We start from the raw sequence: 23,649 nt of genomic DNA on the forward strand, positions 1-23,649 counted from the left end.
ACAATTTTACTTTATTCTATATCCTTGACCATATATATTCTCTATAAAAAATAATTTATTATTTATTTTTTTTGTTATTTTATTTTTAAACCTTGATATCAGTTGAACCATACTATTATTTTCTATTTTTTTATTATCAAAAATTATTTCGGATAGTTCTTCTGCTGTTATAAATCTATTTCTATTATCAAATAAAGATTTAATTAATAAAATCTCATTTTTTGTAATATGTAGTAATTCATTTTTATAATAAAGTTCTGAGTTATAAGAATTCCAATAAAAACCATTATTTAATAAAACTTTTTTAGCTGTACTTTTTTCTTTGTTCGCTTTGGTAACTGCTTTTAAAATTGAGCTTTTTAATTCATCAACATTAAAAGGTTTAATAATATAAGAAATAGCTTGTAAATTTATAGCACTTATAAGTTTTTGTGTTTCACTATATGCTGTTAAAAATAAAATTGGTATATTCTCATCTATTTTTCTTATTTTAGCAGCTACTTCAAGACCATTTAATTTAGGTATATTTATATCTAAAAGTACTATATCTATTGAATTCTCTTTAAATAAATCAAATCCTTCAACTCCATTTGATGCTGTATATATCTTAGTAAAACTTCTTTTTAATAAGAAAACAACATCTTCTAAAGCTTCTGCATCATCTTCTATATATAATAAATTTAAGTCATTCATATTAATCCTATTTCTTTAATCTTATAATAAAAGTTGAAGTATCATCTATAGATTCAACTTTTAAATTCCCATTCATACTATCTTCAATCAATAGTTTTGCCATATATAAACCAATTCCTGTACCCTCTTTTTTAAACTTTGTTGTAAAATAAGGTTCAAATATATTTTTTAAATATTCCTCTTTTATTCCACCACTATTATCTTTTATATAAAGTTCGATACTACTTTTGTTTTCTTTATATTTAATTTTAATTTTTTTATTTTCTACTTTTGTGATATCAAAATTATCAATTGCATTATTTAAAATAATAAGTAAAACCTGTAAATATTCATTTTTATAACTATAAATCTCTATTTCTTTTGGAACTATTACTTCAATATTTATATCTAAAGTTCTACTTTCTAAGAGTTTTAAACTTTCATTAATAATTTTATATATTAAAAAAGTAGATTTCTTTTTATCTGGTCTAAAAAAGTTCATAAAATCATCTATTGTGTCAGACATATAATTAATGTTTTTTTGTGCATCTATAATTTTTTTGTCTATGATTTCTTTATTATCTTTTTCTTCATAAACTGTTTTTATAATTGATAAATTTAAGTTAATTCTATTTAGTAGTTGTCTCCATTGATGTGCTATATTTCTTATCATTTCACCCATACTTACTAGTTTTGACTGTTCAAAAAGAGTAATATCTTTTATCCTATTATTCTCTACTTCAACTTTTACTCTTTGCTCTAAAGTTTTATTTAAATTCTCAATCTCTTTTTTTAGTTTATTTTGCTTATACATAAATATAAATAAGATTATGAAAGCTAAAATAAAAGCAATTATTATTTTAAAAACAATTGTAAAATCAACCTCTTTTGTAAAATTAATTGATATCCAGTTTTTTAAAATATTCTCTTTTTCATTATTTGAAATAGTACTTAAAGAATTTTCTAATATATTATTTAAAATTTTATCTTCAATTCTTGTTGCCATACTAAAAGAGATTGTATTCTTAAGTCTTCCAGCAATTTTTAGATTATAATAAGAGTTGTTTTTAATAGCATAACCAATTGATACAAGTGTATCAACATAAGCAAAAGCTTTTGAATTATTAACTTTTTCTAAACCCTCACTAGGAGAGTTTACAAGTACAATATTTATATCAGGATACTCTTTTTCTAATACATCAATAAATGCAGTGTTTTTAAGAACAGCTATTTTTTTATTTCCTACATCTTTTAATTTATTAATAAAAAGCTCTTCATCTTTTGTAGCAAGAACAACTGTTTGATTAAAATATGCTCTTGTCAAGTTCATAGTTTTATTTCTATGTTTAGTATTAATTATAATAGGGATAACATCACACTCTTTAGAATCAAGCTTTGAGGGCGAATCTAGCCATTTATTAGTAGGAATTATTTTTATATCAATATCTATTTTATGAGAAAGTAAATTTGTAAATTCAGAGGCAATTCCAATATAGTTTCCCTTATCATCAATTTTTCCATAAGGAAGCCAATTAGGAGTTGAACAAATATTTAATACTTTTTTATTTTTTAAATACTCTCTTTCTTCTTCCGTATAATTAAAAGAATTTTCATCATTAAATATAAAATTTTTATAATCAATTTTATTTTCATTTTTTACAAGACCCATTAGTTTATATAAATCAAACATTCTTCTTATTTTATTTTCATTAATATCTCCAAATGAGTTAGTTTTATAAAAAGATAAGTTCTTAAGCTCATTAGCTTCAAAAGTAAGTTGTCCACTTGTTAGATTTTGAGTATTATATTTTTTTTTGATTAACTCAACACTTTCTTTGATATTTAAATAAGCATATTCCCAACCTTTTATAGATGCTTTTTTAAAGTTTTTAACAGTTTTAGGATCTGAATTTATTAATTCCGTATTTGTATATAAAAAATCACTATACATATCAAAATCATAATCTTTTGGATCAAAAACTTTATATTTTATTTTTCTCTTTTGTAAATCATAAGGTGTTTTAGAACTATAAGCAGAAATAAGATCTGTTTTATTATTTATTAAATCACTAATATCATGACTATGTTTTATAAAGTTTAAACTCTTAAAATCTACATTATTTGAACTTATCATAGCTTTTAATGAAGCCTCACTTGAGTCTTCAAGAGTTGACATTATTCTTTTATTTTCAAAATCCTTAATATTATTAATATTAGAGCTTTGTTTTGAAAGCAAGACTAAAGGACTTGTTTGAAAACTTGCATAAAGTAATACTAAGTTTTTATGCTTATTTGCTTTTTCTAATATTAAATTTTCTCGTCCAACTGCAAAATCAATACTATTTGTACTAACTAATGAAGGTATATTCATACCCATTTTATAGGGAATAATCTCTACATCAAGTCCTAATTCTTCATAATATCCTTTTTCTTTTGCTAAATAGTAACCTGCAAATTGAAATTGATTTAACCATGATAACTGTAGTTTTACTTTCTTTAATTCTGTATGTGAGAATAAATAGCTATTAAATAATATTATTATAATAAGAAATTTTAGTAATAAATTCATTTAAAGTCCAATAATTAGGGTTATATATTTAATTATTTATTTTAGCCATAAATAATTTAATTAAACTAATAATTTAGAGATTAATTTAAATAATTAATGATATCTATAATATAATTGGTGAATTTAATGTTTTTTGTGCTTATGTTTTAGTATTTATGAATACTATATTATTAGTAGTATTAACATTACTACTATTGACTTCATTTCATTGTAATTTTTTAATGACAAATAAAACATAGCTAATAATAGGGTTGAAAAGAAAAAAGCCTAAGCTTTTTTCTTCCAAATTGACATTTGAGAGATTGAGTGTTGGTATTTTCTATTTGTTTCTTTAATTACAAATGGTACATCTATAGTTTCTTGTAATTCAAACCCTTTTAATTCAGTTTTTAAAGTATCTAAAGTTGAAACTTCTTTATTATCTTTAATATAACCACCAAGCCAGTTTTGTTTTGGTGTATACTCTTCAAGCCAAGTATAAGGGCTTAATAAAACTAATAATCCATTGTCATTAACTCTACTTGGAATATCATCAATAAACTTTTGTGGATAGTATAATCTATCAATTAAGTTTGAACAGAAAATTAAATCATATCCTGTATAATTATCTTTTAAATTACAAGCATCTCCTTGCATAAATGAAACTTTTTCTTTTAAATCATCTAAATCAAAATCTTTTAATGAAACTGTTCTTTCAGTAAAAATATCTCCCTCTTTTTTAATACTAAAAGTTAAAGAATCATATTTTTTTAGTTTAACTCCAACATTTATAAAGTTTGCAGAAAAATCAATACCTGTAACCTCATCAAAAGTTCTAGCTAATTCAAAAGTACTTCGTCCTACTGAACATCCTAAGTCTAAGGCTTTTTTTGTTTCAATATCTTCTAAATATGGCTTAAGTAATTCAGTTGAATTAACACAAAAGTTTTTAACACCAAAGTTTTCCTCACCATAATGAAACTCACAATATTGAGCTATTGACTCATCTGTTTCATAAACATTATCATTTAATTTTGTTCTATATTCGTTATCTGATTTCACGTATCTAAATCCTGCATGTTGGAAGAAATGCTTTCTAAAAGCATATCTAGCTTCTCTTAAGATCTCATTTCCTAAAGAAATAAAAGATCCACCTTTCATTAAAGCGTGCCTATCATCAAATGTTGGTGTTGTAAAATCATCATAAATAGGATGTGTTTGAAAATTATCAAATGGATACGTTGGAGTGATACTCCACTGCCAGACATTTCCTACTACATCATAAAACTCATCAAACTTATACTTATCAACAGGAGATTGATTAAACTGCTTTAAACCTATATTTGCTTCTTTCTCATTTGCATTAACATAATCATATAATCTATAATATTCATCTTCACTTGGAAGTCTTACTTCATATCCTAATTTTGAACTTTTAAATTTACAAAAAGCTTCTGCTTCGTATACATTTATATCTACTGGGTAATTTAAAGGTAGTGGAACAACTCTATTAATTTCTCTTAAAAAATAGTTACCATCAACTTTACTCCAAAACACTGGATGTTTTGCTTGTGAGAAATCTAACCACTCTTTTCCCTCATTTGTAAATAATTCAGGCTTATTATATCCACCCTCTTTTACAAACTCCAAAAACTCTCCATTTGATACTAAGTATTTTGAGGCTTTAAAATCTTTTATATATGCTTTGTGAAAAGAAAATTCATTATCCCAACCATAATAAATAGGATTTTCTCTATTTTTTTCTAGTACAACCTCACCTGCTTTTACATCAAGTAATTCATTTTGAGGGAAAGTATCACTTTGCTCATTTCCATATTCAAATATCTCTTCATCAATTAGTCTTTTAAAATCAAGTTCTCGAAGTAACACTGAAGATGTTTCAATATGAATATTTTCATGTTCAATTCCCATTAGAATAATCCACATAGAACTTTCCCAATTAATTGGCATTGTAAACTCTAGTGTATCAATTAGGTTTAATACAATCTGCTTTACCTCTAATCTATACTCTTTTGTCTCTTCCACACTTGGCCAAGCATAATGTTTTGATTCTAAATCATCCCATGACATTTCATCAACACCAATTGCAAATTTTGATTCAAAATCTTTATTTACTCTTGTAGTTAAAATATTTGCTAGTGTTAATTTATTTACAAAAAATGTAGCTGTGTGACCAAAATAAAAAATCAAGGGATGTCTTAATCTATTTGGTTGTTTATATATACACTCTTCATCTTTTAATAATTCAAATAGTTTTTCATCTAATTCATAAGTTTGAAGAAAATATTTTTTTATCTCTTCTCTTTTTTCTTCAACTGTACCCTCATTTAAATTTATAGTATTTTTAATATAATTCAAAATTTTCCTTAATAATCTTATTCTTAATTATGTTTACAATTTATCTAAAAACTCTAAGTTAGAAATCTTATCAGATATTATAAACTTTTTGTATAGTTCTAATAGTTGTTTAATCTCATTTTCATCCAACAGATTAATATGCTTTTCTAATCTTTGCTTTAATTCACTTGTTTCTTTTTCTAAAATTGATTTTGCTATATAATTTTCTATTAAAAGCATTCCTAATCTTTTTATAGAAGATGTTTTATCTAAAATAGAAATTGCATCATCTGTTATATTTATAATTTCTTTACATAGTTTTTCATTACTATCTTTACTATTATTACTATTTAAAATTTTACATAATAGATTTAGTGCTTGATTATGTAAAACTACTGGCATTTCATCTCTATCTCCAACAGTTTGTTTTAAATAGACACCTAAATTACCTAACTTAATAGATTTATTTATAATATCAAGTTTTTGTGTATTAGATGTTAAGTATTTAAACCTGTAAGCAATTGCAATATTTACAAAAGTAGCACCATATTCAAAAGCTCCTAAAGCTGGAATTGATAAACACTTTTTATAGTTCTTAATTGAGGCAGAGTAATCTTCATTCCACTCTGCATAGTTTGCTTTTATATTATAATAGTGCCATAACCAAAGAGGTTCATTATCTTCATTATGAGAGAAAATCAACTCTTTTAAACTACTCAAAGCCTCTAATCCCTCTTGTTTTAAAGTATCTTTTCTTTGACTTACAATAATCCATGCTTTTCGCTGAAAGTATCTAACTTCAATTTCACTTGGCTTTTTATTTTTTCCTAGATTTAAATTTGAAGGTAAACTTTCATAAGCTTTTTCAAACTGTCCCATTCTTTCATGTAAAGAGCATATTGAAACTGAGTACTTATTTGGATTAATTTCATATAAATATTTTGCAAGTAATACTGCTTGTTCAAAATAGCCATTTCTTTCAAATAAAAATATTAATTTATTTAAAGATTTAATTGAAAGTTTTCTATAAAAAGAATTAGTAGTAGTTTCAAAAGTTTCTATTGAACTTGAGTCAAACATCTCTCCTGCTATATCAAACCAAAAGTCATCAATTAGTTCATATTGTTGTTGTTTTTCAACTGTTAAAATAAACTTTTCTAAAATTAAAATTGTTCTTTTTTCATCTAATACTATATCTTTCACATAATAATATAAAATAAGTAAAGAGATAGGATTATTAAAGTATGAAACACATTCTTCAATATGATTTCTTAAGTAATATGCTAATCTTTTTTCTTCCTCTTGCAAATCTTTAAATTTAGAATTTGAAGTAAAATAAATTTGCTGTGATTTTTCTTGAGCAATGAATTTAAAGTCATCAAAACTTCTATTTATAAAATTCTGAAAACCTGAAATAAGTTGATGTTTTGAATTTTTTTCTTCTTCAAAAAAGTTTTTACCACAGTATTCAAAAAGTTCAAAAGATATAAATGTCTTTTTGTCTTTTGATTTTAAAAGTTTTGAAGAGCTAAGTTGCATTAAAGAGTAGAGTTTCTGCTCTTTATTTGATAGTAAAAACTCTATATCACAAGTAGAGGATATCTCTTTAGCTTTAAAAACTTCAATATTTAAAGCTCCTAAAGTATTAAGTTTTTTTTCAAAGCTTTGTATTTGGTCATTTCTAATATATAAATTAATAGTATTAAACCTTAAGATTAATACCTTAAGAAGAAGATTAAAAACCCAATGTTCATTATTTACTACATCAAAATTATATAAGTTTATTGGTGTTTTCTTATCAAATAAAGAAAAGGCTAATTTTAATCTTTTAAGTTTTTTTACATCTTTATTAAACCACGAAGACAAAATATTTTTAAACTCATCACCCTCACCATCTAATAATGAAGGCATCATTACTAAACCAATAAAAAATACTATTACAAATATTAAAGAAACTGTATCTGAAAACTCCCATGGAAAAGGTAGTTCAAAAATGATTTTTTTAAATAAATCTTCATATATTGAAGCAGAAATAAATCCAAACATAAGTACAATAACTGAAACAACTGATATAAATGTTGCAGAAAATTTCTTTTTAATCGAATAAAAAAAAGAGCTTCCAGTTATCTTACTTAAATCACTTTCAAATGTTTCAAAGCTATCTTCTTCACAAAAAGTTATATATAATTCATTATCTCTTTTCAAAATTATAGATTCACTTTTCTTTTTTCTTTGTGTTTGGCAAAGACTCGAAGTATAAATATTACAGCTATTTTGTTTCACTATTATCTAATCCTTCTTTAGCAAACTTATTTTGAATTGGGTCATTAAAGGCATAAGTCCCCTCTTTTAAAGCAAAGGGATATTCTTGTAAACACTCTTTATATTTATTTACAAAATCAATAGAATATGAAGGAAAAGAAGAAGTTAAAATTTCTATATACTTTGTAGGAATAAAACAGTTTTTATCACCTTTTTTTGCTAATTTTTCTTCATTTGTAGTCATAAATGCTACAATATCACTGTCCAAAGGAATATCAGCTTTTGAAGCTTTTATAGTAATTTGAGAATAGTTTTTTTCTCTTAATTTTAAAAGTTCAAACTCTTCATCTGTAATTTTTAAAACCACTCCACAAGTTGATGTATTTGGATTTTCTTTTAAATTTAAAAAAATACCATTTACTTTTTCTTCTTCAAACTTGATATTCTCAATTGAATTCCAAACTTTTTGAAAACCTTTAATACTAACAGGAATTAAGTCTTCTTGTTTTAATACTCTTTTAAAAGATTTTTGAGCACTTGTTATATTAATTAAAGAACCATAACCAAAAAGATACATTTTTAAACTAACTTCTCTTTTGAAATAACAATTCCATCAGGATCAACATATACATAATCACCCTCTTTAATATCAACACCATCAATATTTAAAGGAACATTGATTTGTCCTTCTTGAACTGGAATATACTTTTTTGGACAAGTACCAAGAGCAAGTAATCCTAATTCAAACTCTTTTGTTGTAACAGTATCTCTTACATATCCATTTACAATAATTCCTTCATAGTTATTATCACTTGCAAACTTCATTAAGTTATCACCTACAACTGCATAGTATTTTTTATCTACATCAACAATTACAACTTTTCCTTTACCATCTTCATCTTTTAAAAGTACTGCTAAATCTTTATTATTTTTGTCTAGTTTAACTGTAATTGCTGTACCTCTAAATTTTACACTTCCACCATATGATTTAAAATCAGGCCCTAAAACTTCAGTTTTATCACTAAACTCATCACATAAATCTGCTGTGAAAAATCCCATATTAATCCTTATTTATTAATTTTATTTTTAATTTTGAATAAAGTAGATTATCTCATTTTACTATTAATCTATTCTTATTTCTTCACTTTAATTGCACAAAAAAGTTATAATATTTCTTAAGAAAAAGGAATCTCTATGAAAAATATTTATAAATCAATTTTATTTTTATTATTTTTAATTTTATTAACAGGTTGTGGCTCAAAAAGATTAAGTATAAAATCACTTCACCCCTCAAAAATTCCAAATGAAAAAATTTATTCAGTATATGTTGAAGATTTTGTTAATGATGATATTTATCAAAGTTTAAAAATTCAAAATAAATTAGCTAATAAAACAATTGAAGGAAAAAAAGTTTTTAAAGTTTTAAATACTTTTCAAAATGTAGATGCAGTAGTTCAAGGCTCTACTTCTTCAACTTTAAACTATTCTATATATTATCAAGAAGAGATTGATTATAGAAGATGTAGATACTATAGACATGAAGATAAAAAGAAAACAAGAAAGTGTGCTGAGTATTATGTTAGAGTAATTCCTTGTGAAAATAGAGAGTATAATGTACAAACAAATCTTAAACTTTTAAAACAAAGTACAAATGAAATACTCTTTGCCAAAACATACAATAAATCAAGAAATATTCATCAATGCTTTAGATATCACTATTATCCATATCATACAATTCCTAGAGATAAAAGAGAAGTAAATATAAAACTTGCTTCATTAATCGCAAACGAATTTTTAGATGATATTTCACCTCATTATAAGTACTGGGATATTGAAATAATTGAAGAGTTAAATGAGGATAATTTAATTTTTACAGATGAGCAAAGCAATAGATTTGAAAAGATTGTAGAGTTACTTGAAAAAAGAAATCTAGATTTGTCTTTAGATGCATTAAATAAATTAAATCAAGAATTTGATAATAAAAGTTATGAAGTAATTTATAATATGGCTTTAATCTATGAAGCAAAAGCAAATTTATATGAAGCAAATAAATTATATAAAAAAGCTAAATATTTAGTAAATGACTTAGATGATTTAGCCTTAATAAATAGTGGTATAAAAAGAACACAGAGAAATTTAGAAGAAAAAATCAAAGCAAAATCACAATTGCCTTGATTTAAATACACATAAATTACACACAAATTATGATAATATAATTTTTTTAAATTAAGAACTTATAAAATAAAAGGTTAAAAATGCAAAATAAAAAAGTTGTAATTATCTCACTATTAGTGTTAGTAGTATTGTTTTTTGGAGCTGGATATGCTTACAAAACTAACAAGTCTGAGCAATTAGCATCAAATGTAAAAGCAAACTATTCAGCATTAGTTAGAGAGCATTCAGTAGTTATTGGAAATAAAGATGCAAAAGTTGAACTTGTTGAGTTTTTTGATCCCGCTTGTGAAACTTGTGCACAAATGCATCCATATGTAAAAGAGATTATGAAAAACAATGCTGGCAATATCAAATTGGTTTTACGATATGCACCCTTTCATAAAGGTTCAAGTAATGTAGTAATAATGCTTGAAGCTGCAAAAGAGCAAAATAAATTTATCGAAGTTTTAGAATTATTATTTAATACACAAAAAATTTGGACAGTTAATCATCAAGTAGATTTAAACAAATTATGGGGTGTACTAGTAGTATCAAAACTTCTTGATATGGATAAATTAATAACAGATATGAAAAACCCAGATTTAATAAAAATCGTAGAGCAAGATTTAGCAGATGCAAAAACACTAAAAGCTACAAAAACTCCTGCTTATTATGTAAATGGTAAACCTTTACAAGTATTTGGATTACAAAACTTAAAAGATTTAATAAACTCAGAACTATAAACTATTGAAGAATTTTTTCTTCAATAGCTTTCTTACAAATTCTCCTAATTAAATACTAACCATTTTTTAGATAATATATCTACTTTTAATAAACAATAAACTAAAAATAATTAGGTAGTAAATATATGAAAGTAGTTACAGGAGTTGTAGGTAACGATATACATGTTGTTGCAAACAGGCTAATAGATATATCATTACAAGCACGAGGATTTGAAGTATTTAACTTAGGTGTTAATACTTATTTAGAAGAATTTCTTGATGCAGTTATAGAAACAAATGCAGATGTTTTACTTATTTCTTCACTAAACGGCGAAGCTGAGGGTTGGTGTAGAGAAGTGAAAATTTTAAAATCAAAATATAAAAATCTTTTAGATGATGTTGTATTTATGATTGGTGGTAACTTAGTTGTAGGAACTCTAAGTAGTGAAGAAATCGTTCCTAGATTTAAAGACTATGGTTTTGATTTAGTATTTCACCAAGTTGACTTAAATACAGGGCTTGATGCATTAGAAGAGTACTTGAAGGAGAAGAAATAATGAGTTTACTTCAAGAAGAACGAGATATTATTATTCAAAATAAATATGCAGATAACTTTGATTTTGCAGAAATAGAAGAGTTTGTAAAAAATGCTTCTAAAGATTTGTTTATCTCACATAGATTTAAAAATGCAAATAAAATGCTAGTTCAACCTCGTGGTGGTTTTCCAACATATCAAAAACAATATGATTTATATGAGTTTTTTGTAAATGCTGATGTTGATATATTACCTTTAACTATTGATTCAAATACAAGACTTAATGACTATGCAACATCTGCTAAGATGCTTAAACTTTCTGAAGAAAATGAAGTTGATATGTTAAATGGATATCCATTAGTAAATCATGGTTATAAAACAACTAGAAAAATGATTACACATTTTAATAAGCCAGTATCACTTCGTCATGGAACTCCAGATGCAAGACTTCTAATAGAAACAGCAATTGCTTCAGGAATATTTGAAATTGAAGGTGGTCCAATTACTTACCTTTTACCCTACTCTAAAAACTTCCCATTAGATAAAGCATTTTTATACTGGAAATATGTTGAGCGAGTTTGTGCAAATTATTCAAAACTTAATGAACCAATTAATAGAGAATCATTTGGACCTTTAACTGCAACACTAGTACCTCCTTGTGTAACAATTGTAATTCAATTACTTGAAATGCTACTATCACTTGAAGAAGGTGTTAAATCATTCTCTGTATCTTTCTCACAAACTGGTTCTATGAATCAAGATATTGTAACTGGTGCAGTTATACGAAAAATGGCTAAGTACTACGCAGAAGAAATTGGATGTGGTGATGCATCTGTTCATTTAGTTTATCATCAATGGATGGGAGCTTTCCCTACTGATAAAAACTTTGCAGAGTGTTTAATTAATACTTCAACTGTAATTGCTGCTATGGTTGGTGCTGATAAAATTATTACAAAAACAAGAGAAGAAGCATCAGGAATTCCTACAAAAGAAGCAAATGCTAAAACAGTTGCAAATACGCAATATACACTTAGAATGTTAAATGGTCTTCCAAATGTAGTTGATAAAGAAGAAGAAGAAATTCTAACAGAAGAAGTTATGAGTATTATGGAAGCTGTTTTCAATGACCCAGCTGATACATTATGGAGAAAAGTATTTAACTCTATTAAAAATGGAACTATTGATGTTCCTTTCTCTCCACATATAATCAATCATAATGAAGTTGTAACAGTAAGAGATAAAAACAAAAACATTAGAATTATCAAAAAAGGTAATTTACCAATAAGTGATAGATGTTTTGAGTATGAAAAAAAACAATGTGATTTAAATAAAGATGCCTCATCAATAGTAAATGACATCATCCATGATATAGGAATTATGCAATGGTAGAAAATAAACTTTTAATCGATATAGGAAGTACTTACTTTAAAGTAGCAACTTCTAGTAATGTTGAGCAATATTTTAGAGATTTTAATAAAGATATTTATGATGATTTAGTTAGTAAATGTTCAAGTACTTTAGATAAATTTAAAAAAGAAGAAGTATTTATTTGTTCATCTGCAAATGGTGGTTTATCTACTTTAGTAATAGGTGTTACAAACTCTTTTTCTTTAAAATATGCTACAAATATTGCATATAACTCTGGTATTAATATTATTGATACTGTTTTATATCAAGATATAGCAAAAGCTTCAGTTCCAAGTGATTTAATTGATGTTGTAATAATTGTTGGTGGAATTAATAGTGTTGATAATATCTTCAAAGAAGATTTATTTAATTACTTAGAAAATGTAAACTACTCAAATGTTGTATTTGCAGGTTCATCTAAAGATGCAGATTACTTAAGTTCAAATATTGAAAATCTAGTTTTAATTGAAAATGTAATTGATAATAAACTTCATGTAGTTGAAGAGCCTTTAAAAGAGTATTTAACTAATCTTTATCAAGCTGATATTATGGGTAAGGAAGATATTAAACATCTTTATGACTTAACATCAAATCAAATTTATTCAACTCCTTATATTGTAAATAAAACATTGCCTTTAATTGATTCTAAATTTGCAGCAGTTAATCCATTTATTTTAATTGATATTGGAGGAGCTACAACTGATATTCATTATTCTAAAGATTTATCTTATGATAATATAGTAACTGAGAATGAATATGATAGATTGGTATTTAAAAAACTTGGTGTTTTTAAATCACGTGAGTCATTAATCTTTGCAGCTAAAAACAATGAGTTTGTATATGAACTACTAGCTCATTTAAAAGTTACAGAAAATATCTTTAATGAAGATAGTAATAAAAGTTTAAGAATTCTAATGCAACTTGCAATTTTCTTAGTTTTATATAAAGTATCAGAAGTTCATCCTTTATATATCAAGTTAAAATTACACTTATTAAAATCTGTTGTATTAACAGGTGGAATTACAAAAGTATTGAGTTTTGAAGAAGTAGAAGATATTATTGCATTTTTCTACAAGAAAATTTTAACTAGTGATGTTCATCCTGCAATTGTTTTAGATTCAAATTATGATATTTGGACTCTTGGAATAACTCAAAAATAAAGGAAATAATATGTCAATAAATTGTATAAGAACACTAATAGAAGAAGCAAATATCTCAAACCCAGACAAAGTTGCTTTAACACTTGGACATGAAAAGATTACATATAGTGAATTATTTACTAAAGTTAATCAAATTGCTTATTATTTAAATGAATTAAATATGCCAAGTAAAAGTAGAATTGGTATTTATTCAAATAAAGGAATAGACCAAGTTATTGCAATACTTGCTATTTTATCAACTGATTATATCTTAGTTCCTTTAACTAAATTACTTAAACAAGAACAAGTTGAATATATAATAAATGATTGTAATATCGAATGTATTATTACTGATAAAATCAAACTTGAATCTATTGAAGAAATCAACTTTAAAGGTAATGTAATCTCTTATGAAACAGCTCATAAAGACCTACCATCTTTTGAAGAAATATATAAATATTATAATAAACCTTATGAATGTAATATCTCTGGACATCAAAATGCTGCAATTACTTATTCATTTGGAATGAGTGGAAAACCTAAAGGTATTGTAATTTCACATAGAAACTTTATTGATTCTGCTCGTGTTGTTTCTCAATACTTAGAATTAAAAGAAGAAGATGTAATTTCAGGAACATTATTATTTAATCTTGATTATGGATTAAATCAAATCTTTTGCTCACTATACAAAAGAGCAACATTAGCACTACATAGATTTGTTTTACCTAATGATTTTTTCAATCATATTATCAATGATAAAGTAACAGTATTACCTCTAATGCCTATTAATTTAACAGATATGTTTGATGAAGAAGAGAATAGACTTCCAAGTTCTGAATTATTACAAAATGTTAGAATTATCACATCTTCAGGTGGTAATGTTACAAATAAAATGATTACAGATGTAGAAAAATACTTTAGTAATGCAAAGTTTTATTCAATGCATGGATTAACAGAAGCATTTAGATCAACTTATTTAGATCCATCTCAACTTAAAATAAGACCTGATTCAATTGGAAAAGCTATTCCTGATGTTGAATTATATGTAATTGATGAAGATGGTAATGAGTGTGCTCCTAGAGTTGTAGGAGAGTTAGTTCATAGAGGTGGATATATTTATCAAGGTTATTGGAAAGGTCCAAAACAAACAGCTCAAAGATTTAAATCTGCTCAAATTTTAAAAAACATCATTAATCTTGATGGAGAATTAAATGACGAAATAGTTGTTGCTACTGGAGATTATGTTTATAAAGATGAAGAAGGTTATTTATACTTTGTTTCAAGACAAGATAATATGATTAAAACTAGAGGCTTTAGAGTAAGTCCTTATGAAATAGAGTCTGTGGTTTCTAAAAATATCCAAGATATTACTCAATGTGCAGTATTCTCAATTGAAAATAAAGAGATTGAAGAAGAAATAGTTTTAGTATATACTGCAAATAGTGAATTAAGTGCTAAAGAGATTACATTTGAATTAAAAAAACACTTAGCATCTTATATGATTCCTAGTAAAATCATATATAAAAAGTCATTACCTCTTATTCCCTCAGATAAAAATAAGATTAATATAGATGAATTAAAGAGAGAACTTACTAGTAAATAATATAAATATAGCATTTTTGCTATATTTATCAATATATTTAAATTTATTGATTAAAATCAATTACTTATAAAAAGAAATATTATACAATTACCTCATATAAAAAATAGAAGGATCAAAACTATGAAAAAAATTATCGCGTTATCACTTATTACAGCATGTGTTGCAATGGCAAACCCTTATGCAAAATGTGCAGGATGTCACGGAGCAAATGGAGAAAAAGCAGCATTAGGTAAATCAAAGATTATTAAAGATATGACAAAAGCTGACTTTGTTGCTTCATTAAAAGGTTACCAAGATGGTTCTTACGGAGGTCCTATGAAGGGTCTTATGAAAGGTCAAGTTAAAGGTATGGACGAAGCAACTATGCAAGCAATTGCTGATAAGATTGCTAAATAATTTTTAACAAAAAACTTTATAATAGCTAGACTTTCTAGCTATTATTTTTTATACTATCTTTTTAAAATACTATACAAACTCAATTCTATCTCTACCTTTATTTTTAGCTCTATAAACTCCAAAATCAGCTTTACGTATCATTTCATTTGCATCTTTAGAATCATTAAAAAAAGAAACTCCCATACTAACAGTAATGGAGATATCTCTTAGTGGATGATATATTTTTTTTGATTTAATATCCTCTTTTAAATCATTAAGTTTTTGAACAATATGTTTTTTTGTAATAAAACAAAGAATTAAAAACTCTTCTCCTCCATATCTATAAACTTCTCCGTTTAATATTTTGGCATGCTTCATTAATTTTTCACCTAAATATATTAAAACCTTATCCCCTGCTTCGTGACCAAAAGTATCATTTATTCCTTTAAATCTATCAGCATCAATAAAAATAGCACTTAAAAATCCCGAATTACTTTGTCTTGATAAAATTTTTAAATCATCTTCCATTTTTCTTCTATTATATGTATTTGTTAAATGATCTCTATTCATTTTATCTTCTAAAATCTCTTTTTCTTTTAATAACTGTTCAATTAAGTTATCTTTATAGTCTTCCCCTAAATTTGTATTTTTCTGTTCAACAACTTTTCCTAAAGTAAATTCAAAACAATCTTTAGAACTTGAATAATCGATTTTTTTACACTCAATTACTAAAGATGGACTCTCTTTTCCTAATCCATTTGTAATACTCAAGGTTTCAAATTGTTTTATAGAATATTCGATACTATTATTAATAATTTTGGGTTCTAAAAGTACTTTTTTCCAATATTTATTATTCTCTTTAGTAAGTATAGTGACTTTTTTTAATAAAATATTTTCAAATAACTCTTTTGAAAGCGAAATTTTTTGCATATTGTATAATTCCTAAAATAATCTATTGAAACTATATCAAGTAATTACTTAGCTATCTATTTCAAAATCAATTAAAAAATATTTAAATAAGTTTTACTTATATAATATTTATAAGTATTTAATATAATATCTAGTATTATTCTAAAAATTAATTTAAGGATTAGAAATGACTCTAAGAGAAAAGTTCTCTCCAATGTGTTTTTTATCAGCATTAGGTGCTGGTGGTTTATCTGTATCATTTTTTATGTATCTGATGTTTTTAGTACCACATGAGGGTTCACCAATGGCAACATACGATTTTATTATAATTGAATTAATGAAAGGCTCATGGCTTTCACTTGTTATCTCTTTTTCACTTGTATTTATTATAGCTTTTGCATATTTTCATTTTAAACTTCTATTTTGGAATACAAAACAATTTATTTTATACAAAAAAACACAAAACTATCATAATTTGATTAATTCAAATGCAGAAATATCATTAATGACTATTCCTTTGACATTTACAATGAGTATAAATGTATGCTTTGTTTTAGGTGCAGTTTTTGTTCCCGGTCTTTGGGATATTGTTGAGTATTTATTTCCTTTTGCATTAATAGGTTTTTTACTTACTGGATTTTATGCATTAAAAATATTTTTCAACTATTTTTCTAGGCTTTTAATTACAGGAGATTTTGATTTTACATCAAATAATAATCTATCTCAAATGATTTCAATTTTTGCCTTTTCTATGGTAGCAGTTGGTTTTGCAGCACCTGGAGCTATGAGTCATAATATTGGAATTAATGCAATAGGAATATTTGGAGCACTATTTTTTGCTTCTTTATCTATTTTACTATTAGTTATAAAACTAACACTTGGTTTTAAAAACATGTTTGAACATGGAGTATCTGTTGAGGCTTCACCATCACTATGGATTATAATTCCTATTTTAACTCTTTTAGGAATTACATTTGTTAGAGTATCTTTTGGTTTAGATCATAACTTTAATGCAAGTATTGATAAATCATCATTATTTACTTTAACTTCTGTAATCGTATCTTTACAAATCATATTTGGTATTTTAGGATATAAAGTAATGAAGCAAATTGGCTACTTTGAAAAGTTTATAGAAGGTGAAATAAAATCTCCTGTTTCTTTTGCACTTATTTGTCCAGGTGTTGCTTTTATGGTGTTTGGGATGTTCTTTATAAACTTTGGGTTAACATATAATGAGGTAATTAGTAAATACTCTTTAATCTATTTTATTTTAATGTTGCCTTTTATGTTTGTACAATATAAAACTGTAATGTATTTCTTTAAATTGAAGAAAAAATTCTTATTTTAATAAATAGAAAAATTATAAGATGATACAATCTCTAAATTTAAATTTAGAGGTTATATCACATGACAAAAATCAAAAAAATATCTAATATTCTTTTACTTTCAACAACTCTTTTATTTACTGCTTGTTCTACAAAAGAACCTATTGTAAAACTTGAAAAAAATGTTCTTAAAAATACTACAATTTATGCAAATGATAATTTTATGAATCAAAATAAACAAAGTAGTGAATATATTAAAAGATATTTTAAAGCTTGGGAACAAAAAAAAGTTTCTTACAAAATTGAAGATGCGACATGGGGTTTTTCATATAAAAATAAAACCGTTTACTTAGAAAATCATATACAAGCTTCACAAAAATGGTTTGAACAACAAATTAAAAATTCAAATTTTGATTCTTATAATACACTTTTAAAAAAAGCGATTACTTTAAATAATACTAATATTAGAGTTTTTCCAACATCTTCACCTATGTTTTATAATCCTAAAGAAGCTGGTGAGGGTTTTCCTTTTGATTATAATCAAAACTCTGCAATTAAAATAAACACACCTATTTTTGTATCTCATTATTCAAAAGATAGAGCATGGGTTTATATGCAATCAAATAGTGTTGGTGGCTGGATAAAAGTAAATGATATTGCCTTTGTAGATGAAAACTTTATACAAAAGTTTAAAACAAATAACTATGCAGTTGCTATAAAAGAAAAATTTCCAATTTATGATAGCAGCTTTAGAGAATATGTAAAGGTTGCTACTATCTTTCCAAAATTTCAAAATAAGTATATTATTGCAAAAAAGGATTTTAACAATAATGCAATTATCACTTATATAAATATAGATTCCTCAAGTGTAGGAAGTATGCCTTTAAAATTTAATGCCAAAAATAGAATTGAAATAGCAAAAGCAATGCTTGATGAACCTTATGGATGGGGAGGACTACTAAATAATAGAGATTGTTCTAGTTTTACTCAAGATTTTTTTATTCCTTTTGGAAAATTTATTTCAAGAAACTCAAAAGCACAAACAAAAAATGGCGAATATCATGATATCTCTACTTTTTCAAAAAAAGAGAAAAAAGAGTTTATAAAACAAAATGCCATACCTTTCTCAACTTTAGTATATTTAAAAGGACATATAATGTTATATGTTGGAATTAAAAGAGGTGAACCACTTGTAATGCACAATATGTGGAGCATTAGATTAAAAGATAAGTGGGGCAAAAAATATAGACATATAGTGGGTAAAGCAACTATTACAAGTTTAGAACCAGGAAAAGAGTTAGCGGATTTTGATGAAAACAATAATATATTACGTCAGGTAAAAGGTATAGTAATATTATAAGTAATAAATTAATAATAATAACGTTATAAAACGATTTTAAATATAGATATTAATAAAAACATTTAAAGGGTATTTCTAATGAAAGAAGAAGAATTAAAACTAACAGAAGATTCCTTTTTATTATCAGAAACTGATGAAAAAGGAATCATACGCTATGCAAATGATGATTTCTGTAAATTTGCAGAATACACACTTGAAGAGTTAATTGGCAAACCACATAATATGGTTAGACATCAAGATATGCCTAAAGCTGCATTTGAAGATTTATGGAAAACAGTTCAAAGTGGTACTCCATGGAAAGGTTTTGTAAAAAATAAAACTAAACATGGAAAATATTATTGGGTTTTTGCAACTGTATTTCCTTTTACATCATGTGATGGTTCAAAGGGTTATATCTCTTGTAGAAGAATGGCTTCTGAAAAAGAAATCAATAAATATGAAAATATATATAAAACTATGAAATAGGAGCTATTATGATACTAAAACTAAAAAGACTATCTGTAGAAAATAAAATGAGATTACTTGTAATCTTTCCTTTAATCTTTATCATTGGCTTATCATTATTTATAACAACCACATCATATAAAAAAGAGGTCAAACTTGAGAATGTAAAAGATTTAGTTATTTTAAATACAAAAATCTCTTTATTATTACATGAAACACAAAAAGAAAGAGGCGCTAGTGCTGGGTATTTAGGAAGTAAAGGTAAAAAATTCAAAGATATTTTAGAAAAACAAAGAAATCTTACAAATGAAAGAATTGAAGAGTTCAAAACATATCTAAATAATTTCTCATACTATCCTAATAAGGGAAAAGAGACTATAAATAATGTATTAGATGAATTATCTAAAATACAAAATTTAAGAAATAGTGTTGATACCTTAGAAATTAAAGCTAAAAAAGCAATAGGATTTTATACAAATTTAAATGCTAATTTATTATATTTTATTGCAAAATCTTCTTTAATTGCTGAAGATGAATTAATCATTAAGGATATTACTGCATACTATAATTTTTTAATGTCAAAAGAGAGAGCAGGAATTGAAAGAGCAGTTGCTTCAAATGTTTTTGCTGAAGGTACTTTTGCTCCTGGTGTATTTTTAAAACTTTTAACTTTAATCAATGAGCAAGATTCTTATATAAAATCATTTTATGTTTATAATTCTGAAAAAGAAGAGTATGTAAGAGAAAAATTTAAAAATCCTATTGTTGATGAAGTTCAAAGAATGAGAGATATTTTACTATCTTATGATGAAAATAGAGATATTGTTTTTGATGTAGAACCTACTTATTGGTTTACTACTATTACAAAAAAAATCAATATTTTAAAAGAAGTGGATGATTATCTTTCTAAAAGTATTATAAAAGAGATATCTGAAATAGAAGAGAAGGAATATAATAAAATGCTATTAATAGCTATTTTATCAATTGTAATTATAACAATTGTTCTTTTATTTGTAATCTTTTTTATTGGAAGTATAAATAGAGGGATTGATAAAATTTATTATGGTATTGAGGATTTTATTAAATACTTAAATAAAGAAGTTAATGAAATTGAGTATATAAAACTAGGAACAAAAGGTTCTTTAGGTAATCTTGCAAAAATGATAAACTCTAATATAGATAGAATGAATGGTAATTTAGAGAAAGATTTATTATGTGTAGGAGAAGCTACTATTACACTTGATAAAGTTGAAAAAGGTTATTACGGCTGTAGAGTAAACTCAATTGCAGCAAATCCTCAAGTTAGGATACTAGCAAATACTATTAATAAAATGTTAGATAATCAGCAAAAAGTAATTAATGATATTTTAAAAGTTTTAGATGAGTATACAAACTATAACTATTTAAGTGTAATTAATACAAAAGATTTAAATGGTGAATCTTTACAAATGGTTGAAGGAATTAATGGTTTAGGTGAATCAATTACAAGTATGTTAGTTGAAAATAAAGTAAATGGGGAAACTTTACAAAAAGGTTCAAATCAATTATTAAAAAATGTTGATGAATTAAATACAGCTTCAAATGACGCAGCAGCTAGACTTGAAGAAACAGCAGCAGCAGTTGAAGAGATTACAAGTAATATTGCCTCAAGTAGTGAAAATATTGCACAAATGGCAAAAAATGCAAATGAATTAACAGTATCTGCAAACGATGGTGAAAAACTAGCAAATGAAACTGTTTCATCAATGGATGATATTAATACTCAAGTTAGTGCTATTAATGAAGCTATTTCTGTAATTGATCAAATTGCATTCCAAACGAATATACTTTCATTAAACGCTGCAGTTGAAGCAGCAACTGCTGGTGAAGCTGGGAAAGGTTTTGCTGTTGTTGCACAAGAAGTAAGAAATCTTGCAAGCAGATCTGCTGAAGCTGCAAATGAGATTAAAACATTAGTAGAAAATGCAAGTTCTAAATCTAAAGAAGGAAAAAATATTGCAGATTTAATGATAAATGGTTATCATAATTTAAATGAAAATATAAGTAATACTTTATCTTTAATTGATGAAGTAGAAAACTCTGCAAAAGAGCAAAAATATGGAATTGAACAAATAAGTGATGCAATTAACAGCTTAGATAAACAAACACAAGTAAATGCAAATATTGCAAATCATACTAATGATATTGCAGGAGAAACAGCTAGTTTAGCCAAAAATGTAGTTGAAGCAACTTCTTCTAAAGAGTTTAGAGGAAAATAGAATTATAATATAGACTAATTAAGAAAATTTTCTATTAGTCTATATAAACTAATTATTAAACTCCAAATAATAATAAAATTATGATATCATTATAAATAGTATTTTCAAGCTATTATAAGGTAAGTAATTGAAAAATCTAACAAAAAATAATACAATACTTTTATTTATATTAATTATAATAATAACTGCAATTTTTGTACTGTTTGGTATTTCAAACTTTAAAAAACAATATACTACACTTTCTGAAGAGATATTATTTAAAGAAGCTAGTGCACATTATGACAACATGATAAATACTAGATTATGGAATTCAAATCATGGAGGAGTATATGTCCTTGCAAATAAAGATTTAAAACCAAATCCATATCTTAAAGACAATCATCTATATTCAAAAGATGATAAATTACTAATAAAAATAAATCCTGCATGGATGACTAAACAAATCTCAATATTATCAAATAAAAATAGTAACTATTTTTATAAAATCACAAGTCTAAATCCAATTAATCCTGATAATAAAGCTGATAGTTTTGAAGAAGAAGCTTTAAAGTTTTTTGATAAAAATAAAGAACAAAGATTCTATTCAAAATTTGAAGATGATAAATTCAACTTTATGGGCTCTTTACTTGTAAATCAATCATGTTTAAAATGTCATGCACAACAAGGGTATAAACTAGGAGAAGTAAGAGGAGGCTTAAGAATTTCTATTCCTTTAGGCTCTTATAATCAAAATATTGATTTAATTGAGGAAAATAGTTCTTTATTTATATATATTGTAATCTTTTTCTCAATACTTAGTATTGCAGTTATTGTTTACTTTATAAATACTATTTATAATAAGCAAAATGAAATTAAAATTTTAAATAACACCTTAGAAGATAAAGTTAAAAATAGAACAACACAATTAAATAATATGTATGAAAATGAAAAATATTTAAAGGATGTTCTAAAACTAGTTGCAAATGTAAATGAAATGCTACTTAAATCAGACTCATTTAGAACAATTGCTAAAAACTCTATTGATAGATTGGCTCAGCATAAACAATATAAATTTATTTGGACAGGTCTTTATTATGAAAATCATTTTGAGCAAGTATATAAATCACATAACAGCAATGCTTTCTTAAATGATGAGCTATCACAAGTAGCACTAGAAGCAATAAATACGAAGAAAACTATAATACATAAAATAAAGAAAAAGAATATCGAATTTAATAGAAGAAGTGAAGATATAGAAGCAAGTTATAATATTAATATTCCATACTCATACAATAAAGTAATGGGTGTTATGACAATTTATACAGATGCAAAAGATGGTTTTAAAAAAGAAGAAATCAATATGCTTGAGCAAATTATAAATGATGTAAGTATTTCAATGAATGCACAAGTTCATAAGCAAACTATTTTAAAAATGGAAAATGACAAAATTGCTAATTATGAAGAGACTATTTTAGCCTTTGTTAATATTATTGAGCAAAGAGATACATATACAGCAGGACATACTATAAGAGTTGCACAATATTGTAAATTAATAGCTAAAGAGCTTAAACTAAAAGATGCTGAAATAAAAAAACTTGA

19 protein-coding genes are annotated in these 23,649 nt (G+C 25.2%); 12 read left to right on the top strand and 7 right to left on the bottom strand.

Annotated features, from left to right (window positions below):
• Positions 1–6 precede the first annotated feature (6 nt).
• The 6 genes from GBG18_RS09640 to rraA all read right to left on the bottom strand — a co-directional run bounded on the left by GBG18_RS09640 (position 7) and on the right by rraA (position 8,899).
• Positions 7–693 (bottom strand): response regulator transcription factor, encoded by a 687-nt coding sequence (locus GBG18_RS09640; RefSeq protein WP_152190591.1) that lies wholly within the window; start codon positions 691–693, stop codon positions 7–9.
• Positions 694–700: 7 nt separating this feature from the next.
• A complete protein-coding gene (locus tag GBG18_RS09645) occupies positions 701–3,241 on the bottom strand; it encodes an ABC transporter substrate-binding protein (protein WP_152190593.1) in 2,541 nt (846 codons plus the stop codon).
• Positions 3,242–3,508: 267 nt separating this feature from the next.
• Positions 3,509–5,599, bottom strand: a complete 2,091-nt coding sequence (ovoA, locus tag GBG18_RS09650) for a 5-histidylcysteine sulfoxide synthase (RefSeq protein ID WP_152190595.1) — start codon at positions 5,597–5,599, stop codon at positions 3,509–3,511.
• Between the two features lie 33 nt (positions 5,600–5,632).
• Positions 5,633–7,861: a hypothetical protein gene (locus GBG18_RS09655; protein WP_193311113.1), complete on the bottom strand. Its 2,229-nt coding sequence runs from the start codon at positions 7,859–7,861 to the stop codon at positions 5,633–5,635.
• Positions 7,848–8,417: a gamma-glutamylcyclotransferase family protein gene (locus GBG18_RS09660; RefSeq protein WP_152190598.1), complete on the bottom strand. Its 570-nt coding sequence runs from the start codon at positions 8,415–8,417 to the stop codon at positions 7,848–7,850. Before GBG18_RS09660 ends, GBG18_RS09655 begins: the two co-directional genes overlap by 14 nt.
• Before the next feature lie 2 nt (positions 8,418–8,419).
• Positions 8,420–8,899 (bottom strand): ribonuclease E activity regulator RraA, encoded by a 480-nt coding sequence (rraA, locus tag GBG18_RS09665; RefSeq protein WP_152190600.1) that lies wholly within the window; start codon positions 8,897–8,899, stop codon positions 8,420–8,422.
• Between the two features lie 135 nt (positions 8,900–9,034).
• Here rraA and GBG18_RS09670 point away from each other — a divergent pair, with 135 nt between their 5' ends.
• The 7 genes from GBG18_RS09670 (at position 9,035) to GBG18_RS09700 (ending at position 15,796) form a co-directional block, all read left to right on the top strand.
• Entirely contained in the window at positions 9,035–10,015 is a 981-nt protein-coding gene (locus GBG18_RS09670) for a hypothetical protein (RefSeq protein WP_152190602.1), read from the top strand.
• A gap of 80 nt (positions 10,016–10,095) precedes the next feature.
• A complete protein-coding gene (locus GBG18_RS09675; RefSeq protein WP_152190604.1) occupies positions 10,096–10,737 on the top strand; it encodes a DsbA family protein in 642 nt (213 codons plus the stop codon).
• A 125-nt stretch (positions 10,738–10,862) separates the two neighbouring features.
• Positions 10,863–11,273 (top strand): methylaspartate mutase subunit S, encoded by a 411-nt coding sequence (gene glmS, locus GBG18_RS09680; RefSeq protein WP_152190605.1) that lies wholly within the window; start codon positions 10,863–10,865, stop codon positions 11,271–11,273.
• Positions 11,273–12,640, top strand: a complete 1,368-nt coding sequence (locus GBG18_RS09685; protein ID WP_152190607.1) for a methylaspartate mutase — start codon at positions 11,273–11,275, stop codon at positions 12,638–12,640. Before glmS ends, GBG18_RS09685 begins: the two co-directional genes overlap by 1 nt.
• Complete coding sequence (locus tag GBG18_RS09690; RefSeq protein ID WP_152190609.1) at positions 12,634–13,818, top strand: glutamate mutase L; 1,185 nt, start codon at positions 12,634–12,636, stop codon at positions 13,816–13,818. The genes GBG18_RS09685 and GBG18_RS09690 overlap by 7 nt, the downstream gene beginning before the upstream one ends.
• Positions 13,819–13,828: 10 nt before the next feature.
• Entirely contained in the window at positions 13,829–15,400 is a 1,572-nt protein-coding gene (locus tag GBG18_RS09695; protein ID WP_152190611.1) for an AMP-binding protein, read from the top strand.
• A gap of 120 nt (positions 15,401–15,520) precedes the next feature.
• Complete coding sequence (locus GBG18_RS09700; RefSeq protein WP_152190613.1) at positions 15,521–15,796, top strand: c-type cytochrome; 276 nt, start codon at positions 15,521–15,523, stop codon at positions 15,794–15,796.
• A 69-nt stretch (positions 15,797–15,865) separates the two neighbouring features.
• On the opposite strand, the gene GBG18_RS09705 is transcribed toward GBG18_RS09700, so the two are convergent.
• On the bottom strand, positions 15,866–16,705 hold the full coding sequence (locus tag GBG18_RS09705; RefSeq protein ID WP_152190615.1) for a GGDEF domain-containing protein: 840 nt from the start codon (positions 16,703–16,705) through the stop codon (positions 15,866–15,868).
• 166 nt (positions 16,706–16,871) lie between these two features.
• On the opposite strand from GBG18_RS09705, the gene GBG18_RS09710 reads away from it, so the two are divergent.
• The 5 genes from GBG18_RS09710 to GBG18_RS09730 form a co-directional block, all read left to right on the top strand.
• Positions 16,872–18,032 carry a TsoY family (seleno)protein gene (locus tag GBG18_RS09710; protein ID WP_152190616.1) on the top strand — a complete coding sequence of 387 codons (1,161 nt, stop codon included), beginning with the start codon at positions 16,872–16,874 and terminating at the stop codon, positions 18,030–18,032.
• 59 nt (positions 18,033–18,091) lie between these two features.
• Entirely contained in the window at positions 18,092–19,369 is a 1,278-nt protein-coding gene (locus GBG18_RS09715; RefSeq protein WP_152190618.1) for an SH3 domain-containing C40 family peptidase, read from the top strand.
• Between the two features lie 78 nt (positions 19,370–19,447).
• Positions 19,448–19,834, top strand: a complete 387-nt coding sequence (locus tag GBG18_RS09720) for a PAS domain-containing protein (protein ID WP_152190620.1) — start codon at positions 19,448–19,450, stop codon at positions 19,832–19,834.
• Positions 19,835–19,842: 8 nt separating this feature from the next.
• Positions 19,843–22,071, top strand: coding sequence for a methyl-accepting chemotaxis protein (locus GBG18_RS09725; protein WP_152190622.1), 2,229 nt, complete (start codon positions 19,843–19,845; stop codon positions 22,069–22,071).
• Between the two features lie 127 nt (positions 22,072–22,198).
• Positions 22,199–23,649 (top strand): c-type heme family protein (locus GBG18_RS09730; RefSeq protein ID WP_152190624.1); only part of this gene is annotated, 1,451 nt, incomplete at its 3' end.

It is taken from the genome of Poseidonibacter ostreae (assembly GCF_009208075.1).
Taxonomy (GTDB): Bacteria; Campylobacterota; Campylobacteria; order Campylobacterales; family Arcobacteraceae; genus Poseidonibacter; species Poseidonibacter ostreae.